Consider the following 15,590-nt stretch of genomic DNA (forward strand, 5'->3'; position numbering starts at 1 on the left):
CTTTCGCCGGGACGACGGAGTTAGTTTGGCGACGTTAGTTGGTTGGCAGCGGGACCTGATCGTCGATCAGGCTGTCGAGCGCGGCCTTCACGTCGGTCTTGGCGTCGATCACGCCGGCCTGCTGCAAGGCGAGGCCCGCGGCCAAAATCGACTCGCGCTGGGGGCTACCGATCCGGCTGTGGGTCAGCTCGGTGCGCTCCTTGAGCTGCTTGTCGACCACCGCATCCGGCAGCTTGGTGACCGCGATGAAGGTCTTCTTCAGCTCGTCATAGTTCGCCAGCGAATATTTCCGCGCTTCCTCGTAAGCTCCGAGCACGCGGCGGACGATGTCCGGGTGCGCTTTCAGGAACTCCTCGCGCACATTGAGGATGCCCCAGGTGTTGGCGTCGGCCTTGCGGTAGAACAGCTTGGCGCCGTCCTCGACCTCCGCCTGCGCCATCATCGGGTCGAGGCCGGCCCAGGCATCGACATCGCCGCGGATCAGCGCAGTCTTGCCGTCGGCATGCTGCAGCAGCACCGGCGTGATGTCCTTCTCGGTCAAACCGGCGCCGAGCAGCGCGCGGACCAGGAAGATGTGCGGATCGGTGCCCCGCGTCACCGCGACGCGCTTGCCCTTGAGGTCGGCGACCGACGCGATCTTGGAATCCTTGATGGTGACCAGCGCGGTCCATTCCGGGCGCGAATAGACATAGATCGACTTGATCGGATTGCCGTTGATCCGGGCGACCAGCGCGGCCGAGCCCGCGGTCGAGCCGAGATCGATCGAGCCGGCATTGAGGAATTCGAGCGCCTTGTTGGAGCCGGCCGACTGCACCCAGACGATGCTGATGCCGTCCTTGGCGAACTCCTTCTCCAGCAGGCCCTCCTGCTTCAGGACCATCGACACCGGATTGTAGGTCGCCCAGTCGATCCGGATCTCCCTCAGCGCGTCGGCGGCAAAGGCCGCGCCGGGCAAGAACGTCGAGACCGCGAGCAGCGCAGCAAACGCGCGCCGGGAAAAATTCTGCATTCGTCGCCCCCCTTGGGTTGATTAAGAAACACACTTTTAATTCAATGAGTTAGCCTTGCGGTCAACGAGAAAATCTCTACCCTTTGTTTGGCGGCGCGAGCACAGGCTTGCTCTGGGTGCCCAGGAAACAGAATGGAGCTGCTGTCCATATACTTTGGTCAGTGACAGCAACAGCTTGGTCCGATATCGGATGAACGTATGGACAGCGTCGTAGCCGAAGTCCGCCCTGAAGCGGATGGTCGTTTCGAGACCGAGCGGATCACCGCGGCGGTCAATGCACTCGCCGAGCAGCATGCCGGCCGCGAGGACCAGTTCCGCGCCGCGATGGCGCAGTTGCTCAAGGCCGAGCTGATCGCGGCGCGCGCCACGGCGCAGGAGCTGCTGCTGAAGGACCGCCACGGCCGGCGCTGCGCCGAACGGCTGTGCTTCGTGCAGGACGAGATCATCCGCATCCTCTACGCCGCGGCGACCCGGCATCTCTACCACTCGCCGATCCCCTCGGGCGCCGAACGCATGGCGGTGGTCGCGACCGGCGGCTATGGCCGCGGGCTGATGGCGCCGGAATCCGACATCGATCTGTTGTTCATCCTGCCCTACAAGCAGACCGCCTGGGGCGAGCAGGTTGCCGAAGCCATCCTCTATTGCCTCTGGGACATGGGGCTGAAGGTCGGCCACGCCACGCGCTCGGTCGATGAATCGATCCGCCAGGCGCGCGGCGACATGACGATCCGCACCGCGATCCTGGAGACGCGCTTCCTGACCGGCGACCAGCCGCTCTATGACGAGCTGGTCGAACGCTTCGACAGGGAAGTGGTGCAGGGCACCGCGGCGGAATTCGTCACCGCGAAGCTCGCCGAGCGCGAGGAGCGGCATCGCCGCGCCGGCCAGTCGCGCTATCTGGTCGAGCCCAACGTCAAGGACGGCAAGGGCGGCCTGCGCGACCTGCATACCCTGTTCTGGATCGCGAAATACGTCTACCGCGTGCGCGAGACCGACGAGCTGCTGGAGCGCGGCGTGTTCGACGCGCAGGAGTACCGCACCTTCCGCCGCTGCGCCGACTTCCTGTGGTCGGTGCGCTGCAATTTGCACTTCTTTGCCGGGCGCGCCGAGGAGCGGCTGTCGTTCGACATGCAGCGCGAGATCGCGGTGCGCCTCGGCTACACCTCGCATCCCGGCATGCAGGACGTCGAGCGCTTCATGAAGCACTACTTCCTGATCGCCAAGGACGTCGGCGACCTCACCGCGATCCTGTGCGCCAAGCTCGAGGAGGAGCACAACAAGCCGGCGCCGGTGCTGAGCCGGATGGTGGCGCGGCTGCGGCCGAGCACCAAGCGGCGGCGGGTGGCCGGCAGCGACGACTTCATCGTCGACAACAACCGCATCAACCTCGCCGCCCCTGATGTCTTCAAGCACGATCCGGTCAACCTGATCCGGATCTTCCGCCTCGCGCAGCAGAACAACCTCGCCTTCCACCCCGACGCGATGCGCACGGTGACGCGCTCGTTGAAGCTGATCAACACCCAGCTCCGCGACAACGAGGAAGCCAACCGCCTGTTCATGGAGATCCTGACCTCGAACGACGCGGAGACCGTGCTGCGGCGGATGAACGAGACCGGCGTGCTCGGCCATTTCATCCGCGCCTTCGGCAAGATCGTCTCGATGATGCAGTTCAACATGTACCACCACTATACGGTGGACGAGCATCTGCTCCGCTGCATCGGCTTCCTGCAGGACATCGAGCGCGGCGGCAACGAGGAGTTCACCGTCGCCAGCGACCTGTTCCGCAAAATTCGGCCTGAGCACCGCCCGGTGATCTATATCGCGACCCTGCTGCACGACATCGCCAAGGGCAGGCCGGAAGATCACTCGATCGCCGGCGCCAAGGTGGCGCGGCGGCTATGCCCGCGGCTCGGCTTCTCGGCCGCCGATACCGAGCTGGTGGCGTGGCTGATCGAGGAACATCTGACGATGTCGACGGTGGCGCAATCGCGCGATTTGTCGGACCGCAAGACCATCGAGAATTTCGCCGCCGTGGTGCAGTCGGTCGAGCAGATGAAGCTGCTCACGATCCTGACCACCGCCGACATCCGCGGCGTCGGCCCCGGCGTCTGGAACGGCTGGAAGGCGCAGCTGTTGCGCACGCTGTACTATGAAACGGAGCCGGTGCTGACCGGCGGTTTCTCGGAGGTCAACCGCGCCCAGCGCATCGCGGTGGCGCAGGCCGAATTCCGCCGCGCCTTCACCGAATGGCCGGAGGTCGAGCTCAACGCCTATATCGGCCGGCACTACCCGGCCTACTGGCTCAAGGTCGAGCTGCAACGCAAGATCCGCCAGGCGCGCTTCATCCGCGCCAGCGAGCAGGCCGGCCACAAGCTCGCGATCAATGTCGGCTTCGACGAGGTCCGTGCCGTCACCGAGCTCACGATTCTGGCGACCGACCATCCCTGGCTGCTGTCGATCATCGCGGGCGCCTGCGCCTCGGCCGGCGCCAACATCGTCGACGCGCAGATCTACACCACGACCGACGGCCGCGCGCTCGACACCATCTCGATCTCGCGCGAATACGATCGCGACGATGACGAGGGCCGCCGCGCGACACGGATCGGCGAGATGATCGAGCAGGTGCTGGAAGGCAAGCTCAGGCTCCCCGAGGCGGTGGCCAAGCGCGCGGTGCGCAGCAAGGCGCGGCCGTTCATCGTCGAGCCCGAAGTGACCATCAACAACCAGTGGTCCGACCGCTACACCGTGATCGAGGTCTCCGGCCTCGACCGCCCCGGCCTGCTCTACCAGCTGACGACCGCGATCTCGAAGCTCAACCTCAACATCGCCTCGGCGCATGTCGCGACCTTCGGCGAACGCGCCCGCGACGTGTTCTATGTCACCGACCTGCTCGGCGCCCAGATCACCGCGCCGACCCGGCAGGCCGCGATCAAGAGCGCGCTGCTGCATCTGTTGTCGAGCGAGGACCAAGCGGCGAAGCCGGCGGCGTGAAGGCGATGCGCTCCCCTGTCATGTCCCGAGACGTCGAAAAACTGAGCCCGGAATCCATCAGGGCTAGAGGGGACTGGATTCCGGGCTCTCTCGGAGGCTGTTGTCGGACCGGTCTTGCGCGACCCTGGCGTGAGCAGCCATCGCTTCGGTCCGGCAGCCTGCCGGGGCTAACTCCTGGGGTGGCCTACGATCCCTGGTCCGGCACGCCTGCTTGCGCGTGCAGCGCCGCCAGGCTCGCCCCCAACAAGGCCAGGTAGCTCGTCTGACAGATCACGACGCCCAGATCGAAGACGTCGAGCATATCGATCGAGGAATTGTCGGCCGGAGCGCTCGATGCTTGCTTGCCACCATCGATAACGGTCGGCTGGAAGCTGCGGTCGAGCCTCTGACGCTTTGCCTCGTGCCCGGCATCTTCGGAGCAAAGGATCAGATGCAGGCGCGTGTTGGGCATTTCAATCTCCCATCTCTGATTGGCGATTGCTGAACCCCGAAAGGCCTCTACTGTCATCGAGTTACCCAATAAGCGTAGCCACCGGGAGGAAACCGGCCATTGAACGGAGGTTGATCCGGCCGTTACATTCGGATGGGGACGACATACTTTGGTTTAGCCGCAACCTGGGCCTGAGTTCGTCCGGCGATTGCGCTTTCCGCGCGATCTCGCGCCACGCGAGCGGATCGCCTAAATCGCCCCCACGATCCCGTTCGGACGTCGAGAAAGCTGCTAGTATGCAGTTTGTTAGGAGGGCGACGTTGTCGCCGCTGATGGTAGGTCACCTAGCGACGCAGCGCGGCCCATGACGGCCAAGTGCTGGATAGCCAAGTGCTGGTGCTGCCGATGATGCGCATCCCGACCAAAAAATCCTGGTCGGCCGAGCAATGGCTGCTCGGCGGCATGGCGCTGGCTTTGGCCGCAACCTGCATTGGGCTGCTGCTTGGTCCGCAGCCTGCAGCTTCCGCCCATCTGATTGCGCTGGCGCTGCTGATCGCCTCGCTTGCCGCCGCATTGCTGATGATGGGGGTGGTGGGGCGCACCCACAGGCAGATGGAAGCCATGTCGCGCGGCCGGGCCAGCGGCGAAGAGCGCGCAATAGAGGCCCTGCGCAACAGCGAAGCGCAATGGAAGGAGGCGTTCGAGCACAATCCGGTCATGTACTTCATGGTCGACGCCATGGGTCTCGTGCTGTCGGTCAACACGTTCGGCGCGGCACAACTCGGCTACACCGTCGACGAATTGCTCGGACAATCCGTGCTGCGGGTCTTTGCCGCCGAAGACCGAGAGATGGTCCAACGCAACGTCGCGGCGTGCCTCGAGAACATCGGCCAAACCCACAATTGGGAAATCCGGAAGATCCGCAAGGACGGCTCAAGACTTTGGGTTCGTGAAAATGCCAAGGCCGTGCGGCGGCAGGACGACCGATTGATCGTGCTGATCGCATGCGAGGATATCACCGAGCGCAAACGGGCCGAAAACGCGCTGCAGCAGAGCGAAATGTACCTGAGCGAAGCCCAGCGATTGAGCCACACCGGCAGCTTTGGCTGGCACGTCGCCAGCGGTGAGGTGATCTGGTCGGAAGAGACGTTCAGGATCTTCGGCTTCGACAGGGCGCCTTCCATCAAGCATGCCACGGTCCTGCAGCGCATCCATCCGGATGATCGCGCCCGCGTGCAACGGACCATCGACAGCGCCTCGCTCGACGGCAAGGACTTCGAGCACGGCTACCGATTGCTGATGCCGGACGGCGCGATCAAATATGTTCACGCCAGGGCGCATGCGGTGACCGCCCCCTCGGGCGACACCGAATTCATCGGAGCGGTCACCGACGTCACCGCCCGCAAGCGCGCCGAGGCGGAGCTGCATGAAGCGCAGACCAACCTCGCGCACGTCACGCGCGTGACGGCACTCGGCGAGCTCGCCGCATCGATTGCCCATGAGGTGAACCAGCCGCTGGCCGCGGTGGTCGCCAACGCCGCGGCATGCCTGCGCTGGCTCAACCGGGCGGCTCCCGATTTGAATGAGGCGCGCGGGGCGGTCAGGTCGATCATCAGCGACGGCAACCGGGCAGGCGAGGTCATCCAGCGCGTCCGCGCGCTCGTGAACAAGACGACCGGTCAGATGGCGCCGCTCGACACCAATGAAGCCATCAACCAGGTGATCGGCCTGTTGCAGCATGAACTGCAGAGCCACCTTGTATCCCTGCAGCTGGACCTCGCTCCCGCGCTCCCGCCTGTTGTCGCCGACCGCGTCCAGCTGCAGCAAGTCATCCTCAACCTCGTCGTCAATGGCATCGAGGCAATGCAGCCGGTCACGGACAGGCCACGGGAACTCGTGATCCGGACGCACCAAGACGATGCCGGGCAGATCCTGGTCACGGTCACCGACTGTGGTGTCGGGGTTGCGACAGAGGATGCCGAGCGGCTGTTTGACGCCTTCTACACCACCAAGGCCAGCGGCATGGGAATGGGGTTGTCGATCTGCCGCTCGATCGTCGAAGCCCACCGAGGGCGCCTGTCCGTGTCCAGAAATATCGGCCCCGGCACGACGTTCCAGTTCACCCTGCCGCTGCATCAGGAGGATCATGCATGGTGATTGGACGCGCGGCATCGCCTCCCGCCCTCGCGAACGCCGAGGATCCGATCGTGTTCATCGTCGACGACGACCTGTCAGTGCGAGACTCGCTGAGCAATCTTTTCCGGTCGGTCGGCTTGCGGACCGCAGCGTTCGGGTCGGCCCATGAATTTCTGCAGCACAAGCTCCCCGATGTTGCGAGCTGCCTGATCCTGGACATCAGGCTGCCCCGGCTGAGCGGCCTGGACTTTCAGGCGGAATTGGCCAAGGCCGATATTCATACTCCGATCATCTTCATGACCGGCCATGGCGATATCCCGATGACGGTCAGAGCCATGAAGGCCGGAGCCGTCGACTTCCTGACCAAGCCGTTCCGCGATCAGGACATGCTGGATGCCGTCACGACTGCGATCGAACGCGACAGAACTCGCCGCAATGAGGCCCGGGCGCTCGCGAACCTGCGCGCAGCCTTCGCGACCCTGACCCCTCGTGAGCGCCAGATCATGAGCCTCGTCACCGCGGGGCTGATGAACAAGCAGGTCGCCGCCGAAATCGGCGTAGCCGAGATCACAGTCAAGATACACCGCGGGCACATTATGCGGAAAATGGCGGCAAAGTCGTTGCCTGACCTGGTCAGGATGGCGCAGATCCTCGGGATCAAGCAGGCATCCGGCAGTGCGCAAACCTAAGTATGATTCTCCGGCCGCGGCGACGACGCACTGTGGCTCCGTGAGAGCCTATACCAGAGGCCCCTCTGGCCGTTCCAGGAAACCCTTCTTGTCCAACCCGGTGATATCAATCGTCGACGATGACATGTCGGTCCGCACCGCGACCGACAACCTCGTCAGGTCGCTTGGCTACGCGGTCCAGACCTACGCGTCGGCCGAAGAATTCCTGCATTCGCCGCAACTGAACGACACCTCCTGCGTAATCGCCGATGTCAGGATGCCGGCCATGAGCGGGCTCGACCTGCAGGCCCGTCTGATTGCCGACGGCCGGCGCGTTCCGTTCATTTTCATCACGGCCTTCTCCGTCGAAACCGATCGGGCCCGCGCCATGCAGGCGGGAGCGATCTGCTTTCTGATCAAGCCGTTCGACGGAGATACGCTGGTCAAATGCCTCGATGCAGCTCTGGCACAGCGCGGCACAGCGACGAGCGGGTGAGTTCAAATCGGGTATACGCAAGGATGGTGCCGAGAAACATCTGGACAAGTTGCACATCGACGGTGGCAGCGCGAGATTTCGCGGCGCCGTCCCTCAAGAAGACCGACGGCAACGACAGCATCAGACATTCTTGATTGGCAAATGGCAGTTCCTCGGAGGGTCGCCAATGCGTACGGAACCGCGCTGCGCCCAGTGTGACAGTGAAGATGCCAAGATCATCTGCTTGCGAAATCCGGCGGGTGAGCGCTACTGCGGACGGCTCTGTCTTCACAAGGGTCAGGAGAACTTCACTCGCTGGCTTTGGCGAGCGAAGGCGGCTTCATGACAGGCCGTTGCGGGAATCCAGGATGCCGGCGGCCCTTCGGACTGATCCGGCATAGCTGGTACTTCGAGCAGTTCTGCTCGACGAAGTGCCGCGAGATCTACAAGCGGCAGCTCGAGCGCAACAAGGCCTATTGGAAGTGGCTCTATCCCCTCCGAGAACCGGCGGCCCATCGAAAAGCTGATCTGACGGCGAAGGCCAGATTTTTGTTTTGACGTGTTTTCTTCACCCGAACCGGCGGCCACTTCGTTCGAAAACGCTCAAGGGAGCTCCGATGACGACGGTCGATGCGATGCTGGTAGGAGCGATCCTCGCGTGGGTGCCTTCGCTCGTTGTATTCCTCTACATCGTGCGCGATCTGCGAAACATGCCGCGCGAGGATCTCGATTGATCGTCTCGCTGCGGCTGAGTTCGGCCGCTATATCTCCGCGCCCTCGTGCCGCAGCAGCCAGCGCTTGCGCTCCAGTCCGCCGCCATACTTGACCAGCGAGCCGTTGGCGCCGATCAGGCGGTGGCAGGGCACGACGACGCTGATCGGGTTGGAGCCGTTGGCGTGGCCGACTGCGAGCATCGCGTTCGGCATCTTCAGTTTCGCCGCCAGCGCGCCGTAGCTCATGGTGGTGCCCGGCGCAATCTTCGGCAACGCGTGCCAGACCTTCTGCTGGAACGGCGTGCCGGCAACACGCCATTCGACGTCGGTCAGGCGATCGAGATCGCCGTTGAAGTAATCGCCGAGCGCCTTGCGCATCGCCGCCGGCGCGCGGCCGTCCCGCAGCGTCACGGCGCCATAGTGCAGCCGCAGCAGGTCGAGCATTCGCCCCTCATAGTCGTCCCAGTCGAGCGCGCGCAGCACGCCGTCGTCATCGGTCACCAGCAGCGCGGTGCCGATCGGCGTCTTGAGGCGGTCGAGGTTGAAGGTCTGTGCGGTCTTGCGGTCGGCCATATCAGTCACTCTGGGAAGTCATTGCTCTCGAAACAGGTCGCTCGGCATACAATTCACCGCCCGCGTGCTAGCGTCCACCCGAATTCCGGTGAGAGCGTTTTCGAGCGAAGTGGAGACCGGTTCGCGTGAAGAAAACGCGTCAAGATAAGAATCTTGAGCTTCGGTTCTGATTCAATCAGAACCGAAGCTCTTGGGGGGACCGAATATGCTTTTACTTGCCAATGTCCTGGTCGCGGTGGTGGCCGCGCTGCATGTCTATTTCCTTGTGCTCGAGATGTTTCTCTGGACCAAGCCGCTCGGACTGAAGACCTTTCGCAACTCGATCGAGAAGGCGACCGATTCGGCCGTGCTTGCCGCCAATCAGGGGCTCTATAACGGCTTCCTTGCCGCCGGACTGATCTGGGGCCTGGTGTACGGCAATGCCGCCTTCGCCTTCCAGATCAAGACATTCTTCCTGCTCTGCGTGATCGTCGCCGGCGCCTATGGCGCCGCCACCGTCAGCCGGCGCATTCTTTATGTGCAGGCGGCACCCGCGGCGCTCGCGCTGATCCTGCTCTGGCTCGCTTAAAGCGCGGGCGCGCTTTTGCTTTCTTGCGCATGATCCCTTCGAAAAGCCGCTTCACAGTTTTCCGGATCATGCTCAAACGCGACATCGCGCGCAGGGGGCATCATCTTGCAATACCCTCGCCCTTCCTCCATCATCCTGATAACGGTGACATCCGCCGGCTTGAGCCTTGCGGACAAGATCACCGGCAACATGGGAGGTCACGGACATGAGGAGCGTGCAATTGCTCGCTGCGACAGCGCTTGCCATCGCGTTGTCGGTTACATCGGCCACCGCGCAGAAGAAATACGACGTCGGCGCGACCGACACCGAGATCAAGATCGGCCAGACCGTGCCATTCTCGGGCCCCGCATCCGCCTATGCCGGCATCGGCAAGACCCAGGCGGCCTACCTCAAGATGATCAACGATCAGGGCGGCATCAACGGCCGCAAGCTGAACCTGATCCAGTATGACGACGCCTATTCGCCGCCGAAGGCGGTCGAGCAGGTGCGCAAGCTGGTCGAGGGCGACGAGGTGCTGTTCACGTTCCAGATCATCGGCACGCCGTCGAATGCCGCCGTGCAGAAATACCTGAATTCCAGGAAGGTGCCGCAGCTGCTCGCCTCCACCGGCGCCTCGCGCTTCTCCGATCCGCAGAACGCGCCGTGGACGATCGCCTTTAACCCGAACTACCAGTCCGAGGGGCGCATCTACGCCAAATACATCCTGGCCAATCACCCCAACGCCAAGATCGGCATCTTCTACCAGAACGACGATCTCGGCCGCGACTACATCACCGGCCTGAAGAGCGGACTCGGCGACAAGGCCGAGAGCATGATCGTCGCCGAGGTGTCCTACGAGCTGACCGACCCGACCGTCGATTCCCAGATCGTCAAGCTGAAGGCCGCCGGCGTCGATCTGCTCTATAACGCGTCGACGCCGAAATTCGCAGCTCAAGCGATCCGCAAGGTCGCGGACCTTGACTGGCACCCGGTGCACATCCTCGACATCAATGCGAGCCCGGTGTCGGCGACGCTGAAGCCGGCCGGCCTCGACATCTCCAAGGGCATCATCTCGACCAATTACGGGAAGGACCCCGCCGATCCGCAGTGGAAGGACGATCCCGGCGTGAAGGCCTATTTCGCCTTCATGGACAAGTATTACCCGGAGGGCGACAAGCTCAACACCGTCAACACCTACGGCTATTCGACGGCCGAACTCCTGATCCAGGTGCTCAAGCAGTGCGGCGACGACCTCACCCGCGAGAACCTGATGAAGCAGGTGACCAGCCTGAAGAAGTTCGTGCCGAGCCTGGCGCTGCCGGGCATGTCGATCACGACGGGACCGAACGACTATCGCATCAACAAGCAGATGCAGATGATGAAGTTCAACGGCGAGCGCTGGGAGCTGTTCGGCCCGATCATCGAGGACACCGGACCGGCGGGTTAGCGGCTTCGCCATTTAAGACCCGTCATGCTGAGGAGGCCGCGCAGCGGCCGTCTCGAAGCACGACGGCCCAGTTGGGCCGTTCATCCTTCGAGACGCGCTACGCGCTCCTCAGGATGACGGGGATAATGCGATTGCGGCGGGTAGGTTCGACGAACTCAATCCACCTCCGCGACACGCTCAGCGCGCCCCGAGCGCCCCTCTTTTGCACCGCCCCCTACTTTCGTTGACTGAAATCGCTCGCCTTTTCGGCATCCGTCGCCTTGCATCGCAGCAACGGTTCCTCCAGTATCCCGGCCCAGCGATGGCGACCGGGGGACCTTGAACCCGCGGACAAGATCATCGGCCAACCATCAGTCACGTGAGGAAAACAGCATTATGAGGAATGGGATTTTCCACTTGGTCACGGGAACGGCGCTCGCGATCGCGCTGTCTGCAACGTCGGCCTCCGCGCAAAAGAAATACGATCCCGGCGCGAGCGACACCGAGATCAAGATCGGCCAGACCGTGCCGTTCTCGGGCCCCGCATCCGCCTATGCCTCGATCGGCAAGACCCAGGCGGCCTATTTCAAGATGATCAACGATCAGGGCGGCATCAACGGCCGCAAGATCAATCTGATCCAGTATGACGACGCCTATTCGCCGCCCAAGGCCGTCGAGCAGGTGCGCAAGCTCGTCGAGAGCGACGAGGTGCTCCTGACCTTCCAGATCGTCGGCACGCCGTCGAACGCCGCCGTGCAGAAATATCTCAACGCCAAGAAGGTGCCGCAGCTGTTCGCCGCCACCGGCGCCTCGAAGTTCACCGATCCGAAGAACTTCCCCTGGACGCTCGGCTTCAACCCGAACTACTTCGTCGAAGGCCGCATCTACGGCCAGTACATCCTGAAGGAGCATCCGAACGCCAAGATCGGCGTGCTTTATCAGAACGACGACCTCGGCAAGGATTATCTGAACGGCATCAAGGCCGGCCTCGGCGACAAGGCCGCCAAGATGATCGTGGCCGAAGCCTCCTATGAGGTCTCCGACCCGACCATCGATTCCCAGGTGATCAAGATCAAGGACGCCGGCGTCGACCTGTTCTTCTCGGCCTCGACGCCGAAGCAGGCGGCGCAGGCGATCAAGAAGATCGCCGAGCTCGGCTGGCATCCGGTCCACATCGTCGACATCAACGCCACCTCGGTCGGCGCCGTGCTGCAACCGGCGGGCTTGGAGGCCTCCAAGGGCCTGATCTCGACCAACTACGGCAAGGATCCGGCCGATCCGCAGTGGAAGGACGATCCGGGCATGAAGCGCTATTTCGACTTCATGGCCAAGTACTATCCCGACGGCGACAAGAACTCGAACTTCAACACCTATGGCTACTCCACCGCCCAGCTGATGGTGCATGTGCTGAAGCAGTGCGGCGACGAGCTGACGCGCGAGAACGTGCTGAAGCAGGCCACCAACCTGAAGAACGTCGACCTCGACATGGCGCTGCCCGGCATCAAGGGCAACACCACGCCGAACGACTATCGCGTCAACAAGCAGCTGCAGATGATGAAGTTCAACGGCGAGCGCTGGGAGCTGTTCGGCCCGATCCTCGAAGACGCCGGCCCGGCGGGCTAGTCGTTCGCACAGAGTTGAGATGCAATCGGCGGCCTCCGGGCCGCCGATTTGATTTTGGGCTTCGCCCTATCATTCCATCACCGTCACCCTGAGGAGGCCGCAACGCGGCCGTCTCGAAGGGTCGACGGCCACTAGCGGGGCCGGGCATCCTTCGAGGCGCGCTACGCGCTCCTCAGGATGACGGGATAGAAATCTCGCTTCGTGCGCTCACTCCGGGATCTCACCAAAATTCTTCCCGACCGGCAGCACGGCGTGTCGGATCAGCCGCGAATCCTCGACACCGGCCTGGCGATGCTTCACCGCCTCGCGATAGACGGGATCGCGGATCATTTCGACGAAGGCGGCGACGCTTGGATACTCGGCGATGAAGCAGTGATCCCACCGCTCCTCTTGCGGACCGATCAGCATCAGCTCGAAGCGGCCCTGCCAGACGATGCGGCTGCCGAGGCGTTCGAACACCGGCCCGCTCTCGCGGCCATAGGCGGCATAGGCCTCCGCGCCGGTCGCCTTGCGGCCGTCGGGATAGGCGGCCCATTCGCGCAAGCGCACCAGATTGAGCATGTGGATCGGGCCCGGCCGGTTGTTGTCCCGGAATTGCGCAAACACGTCTTTCGTCGGGTCGATATGGCCCATGCGATGCTCCTTTGTTTTATTGTTCCCCAGAGCGCGATCGCTTGATCGCGCTCTACCATCCTCATTTGAGCATGATCTTTTCGGAAAACCGGTGCCCACTTTTCCGGATCATGCTCCCTATGTAGCACGCGCCGCCTCACCTCCTAATCCCCCGTTAAGCTTTGCGTAACCGCCCCTTAAACCGGGAACGCTAGCGTGCGCCCCTGTCAGGGTGTGAGCGTTGCGGATGGCGTGGGGACGTAAAAAAGGCGGTGCGCGCAAGGAGCCGCTGTTCGGGCTTCCGGCCGCGCTTGCCGACCTCCGGCTGTCGCCCTCCGATCGCGTTCCCGGCGGTGGCGACGATACGCCCGCCAAATCCAAACCCAAAAGCAGCGATTCCGGTAGCGAGAAGCCGCGCCCGTCGCGCAGCGGCAGCAAGCGGCGGAGCAAGTCGCGCGGTTTTGGGATCGGCCGCCTGTTCTATTGGACCGCGGTGCTCGGCCTGTGGGCGGGCATTGCGGTGATCGGTGTCGTGGTGTGGGTCGGCGCGCATCTGCCGCCGATCCAGTCCCTGGAAATTCCGAAGCGTCCGCCGACGATCCAGATCGTCGGCATCGACGGCAGCGTGCTGGCGCAACGCGGCGAAATGGCCGGCGCCAACATCGCGTTGAAGGACCTGCCGCCCTATCTGCCGAAGGCCTTCATCGCCATCGAAGACCGCCGCTTCTATTCGCATTTCGGCGTCGACCCGCTCGGCATTTTACGCGCAGCCATCACCAATGTGCTGCATCGGGGTGTATCGCAGGGCGGTTCGACCTTGACCCAGCAGCTCGCCAAGAACCTGTTCCTGACCCAGGAGCGCACCATGCAGCGCAAGCTGCAGGAGGCCGAGCTCGCGCTGTGGCTGGAACGCAAGCATTCCAAGAACGAGATCCTCGAGCTCTATCTCAACCGCGTCTACTTCGGTTCCGGCGCCTACGGCGTCGAGGCCGCCGCCCAGCGCTATTTCGGCAAGTCGGCGAAGAACGTGACCTTGCCGGAAGCTGCGATGCTCGCGGGCCTCGTCAAGTCGCCGTCGCGGCTGGCGCCAAACCGCAACCCCGAGGGCGCCGAGCAGCGTGCGCAGGTCGTGCTCGCGGCGATGGCCGACGCCAAGTTCATCACCGAGGCGCAGGCAAAAGCCTCGATCGGCCAGCCCTCGATTGCGGTGAAGCCGGCCGGCGCCGGCACCGTGAACTATGTCGCGGACTGGATCGGTGAAGTGCTCGACGATCTGGTCGGCCAGATCGACCAGGACATCGTGGTGCAGACCACGATCGATCCGAAGCTGCAGAACGTCGCCGAAGCCGCCGTCATCGACGAGCTCGCCGCCAAGAGCGTGAAGTTCAATGTCAGCCAGGGCGCGCTGGTGGCGATGACGCCCGACGGCGCGGTGCGCGCCATGGTCGGCGGCCGGAACTATGCCGAGAGCCAGTATAATCGCGCCGTCACCGCCAAGCGGCAGCCGGGCTCGTCGTTCAAGCCGTTCGTCTATCTCGCCGCAGTCGAATCCGGGTTGACACCGGACACCATCCGCACCGACGCGCCGCTCGACATCAAGGGCTGGAAGCCGGAGAACTACACCCACGAATATTTCGGCTCGGTGACATTGACCCAGGCGCTGGCGATGTCGCTGAACACGGTGGCGGTGCGGCTCGGCGTCGAGGTCGGCGCCAAGAATGTGGTGCGCACCGCGCACCGGCTCGGCATCTCCTCCAAGTTAGAGCCGAACGTCTCGATCGCGCTCGGCACCTCGGAAGTATCCGTGATCGAGCTGGTCGGCGCCTATGCGCCGTTCGCCAATGGCGGCTACGCCGTGTCGCCGCATGTGGTGACCAAGATCCGCACCAGCTCCGGCAAGCTGCTCTATGACCGCCCGACGGAGCCGCCAAACCAGGTGATCGAACCGCGCTATGACGCGATGATGAACAGCATGATGCGCGAGACGCTGATCTCGGGCACCGCGCGCAAGGCGGAGATCCCCGGCTGGACCGCCGCCGGCAAGACCGGCACCAGCCAGGATTATCGCGACGCCTGGTTCATCGGCTACACCGCCAAGCTCGTCACCGGCGTCTGGCTCGGCAATGACGACAATTCGCCGACAAAGAAGGCGACCGGCGGCGGACTGCCGGTGGAAGTGTGGACCCGCTTCATGAAGGCCGCGCATCAGGGCGTGCCGGTCGCGGCGATCCCGAACTCGCAGGGCAGCTGGGCGCCGGCGAACCTGGTGCAGATCTCGTCGCAGATATCAACGCCTTCCGCACCGGCGGCGCCGATGCAGATTCAACCGCCGATGCAGGCGCCACCCCCAGCGCCGGTTCCGTCCGGCGGCGGCTATTATCGCCAGC

12 protein-coding genes are annotated in these 15,590 nt (G+C 63.5%); 8 read left to right on the top strand and 4 right to left on the bottom strand.

Features of this window, described 5'->3' with window-relative positions; translation table 11 throughout:
• Positions 1-34: 34 nt before the first annotated feature.
• Entirely contained in the window at positions 35-1,009 is a 975-nt protein-coding gene (locus H8B02_RS34660) for an aliphatic sulfonate ABC transporter substrate-binding protein (RefSeq protein WP_229170363.1), read from the bottom strand.
• Between the two features lie 198 nt (positions 1,010-1,207).
• Here H8B02_RS34660 and H8B02_RS34665 point away from each other — a divergent pair, with 198 nt between their 5' ends.
• The gene (locus H8B02_RS34665) at positions 1,208-4,000 is read left to right on the top strand and encodes a [protein-PII] uridylyltransferase (protein ID WP_229170365.1); all 2,793 of its coding nucleotides are present in this window, start codon (positions 1,208-1,210) and stop codon (positions 3,998-4,000) included.
• 184 nt (positions 4,001-4,184) lie between these two features.
• Here H8B02_RS34665 and H8B02_RS34670 read toward each other — a convergent pair whose 3' ends face one another.
• Positions 4,185-4,451, bottom strand: coding sequence for a hypothetical protein (locus H8B02_RS34670; protein ID WP_229170369.1), 267 nt, complete (start codon positions 4,449-4,451; stop codon positions 4,185-4,187).
• Positions 4,452-4,805: 354 nt separating this feature from the next.
• Between H8B02_RS34670 and H8B02_RS34675 the strand changes: the two genes are divergently transcribed.
• The 3 genes from H8B02_RS34675 to H8B02_RS34685 all read left to right on the top strand — a co-directional run bounded on the left by H8B02_RS34675 (position 4,806) and on the right by H8B02_RS34685 (position 7,730).
• A complete protein-coding gene (locus tag H8B02_RS34675; RefSeq protein WP_229170370.1) occupies positions 4,806-6,587 on the top strand; it encodes a PAS domain-containing sensor histidine kinase in 1,782 nt (593 codons plus the stop codon).
• A complete protein-coding gene (locus H8B02_RS34680; RefSeq protein WP_229170371.1) occupies positions 6,581-7,255 on the top strand; it encodes a response regulator transcription factor in 675 nt (224 codons plus the stop codon). The genes H8B02_RS34675 and H8B02_RS34680 overlap by 7 nt, the downstream gene beginning before the upstream one ends.
• Positions 7,256-7,343: 88 nt before the next feature.
• Positions 7,344-7,730, top strand: a complete 387-nt coding sequence (locus H8B02_RS34685; RefSeq protein ID WP_283842287.1) for a response regulator transcription factor — start codon at positions 7,344-7,346, stop codon at positions 7,728-7,730.
• Between the two features lie 740 nt (positions 7,731-8,470).
• Here H8B02_RS34685 and H8B02_RS34690 read toward each other — a convergent pair.
• Positions 8,471-8,995, bottom strand: coding sequence for a methylated-DNA--[protein]-cysteine S-methyltransferase (locus H8B02_RS34690; RefSeq protein ID WP_229170377.1), 525 nt, complete (start codon positions 8,993-8,995; stop codon positions 8,471-8,473).
• A 205-nt stretch (positions 8,996-9,200) separates the two neighbouring features.
• Here H8B02_RS34690 and H8B02_RS34695 point away from each other — a divergent pair, with 205 nt between their 5' ends.
• The 3 genes from H8B02_RS34695 (at position 9,201) to H8B02_RS34705 (ending at position 12,591) form a co-directional block, all read left to right on the top strand.
• The gene (locus H8B02_RS34695; protein WP_229170372.1) at positions 9,201-9,563 is read left to right on the top strand and encodes a DUF1304 domain-containing protein; all 363 of its coding nucleotides are present in this window, start codon (positions 9,201-9,203) and stop codon (positions 9,561-9,563) included.
• A gap of 205 nt (positions 9,564-9,768) precedes the next feature.
• Positions 9,769-10,989, top strand: coding sequence for an ABC transporter substrate-binding protein (locus H8B02_RS34700; protein WP_229170373.1), 1,221 nt, complete (start codon positions 9,769-9,771; stop codon positions 10,987-10,989).
• A gap of 375 nt (positions 10,990-11,364) precedes the next feature.
• Positions 11,365-12,591, top strand: a complete 1,227-nt coding sequence (locus H8B02_RS34705; protein WP_092120345.1) for an ABC transporter substrate-binding protein — start codon at positions 11,365-11,367, stop codon at positions 12,589-12,591.
• A 207-nt stretch (positions 12,592-12,798) separates the two neighbouring features.
• Here the strand turns inward: H8B02_RS34705 and H8B02_RS34710 are convergent, their stop codons facing one another.
• Positions 12,799-13,224 (bottom strand): DUF1330 domain-containing protein, encoded by a 426-nt coding sequence (locus tag H8B02_RS34710; RefSeq protein ID WP_229170374.1) that lies wholly within the window; start codon positions 13,222-13,224, stop codon positions 12,799-12,801.
• Positions 13,225-13,450: 226 nt separating this feature from the next.
• On the opposite strand from H8B02_RS34710, the gene H8B02_RS34715 reads away from it, so the two are divergent.
• A partial coding sequence (locus H8B02_RS34715; RefSeq protein WP_229170375.1) for a transglycosylase domain-containing protein occupies positions 13,451-15,590 on the top strand: 2,140 nt, incomplete at its 3' end.

It is taken from the genome of Bradyrhizobium altum (genome assembly GCF_020889705.1).
In the GTDB taxonomy this organism is placed as follows: Bacteria; Pseudomonadota; Alphaproteobacteria; order Rhizobiales; family Xanthobacteraceae; genus Bradyrhizobium; species Bradyrhizobium altum.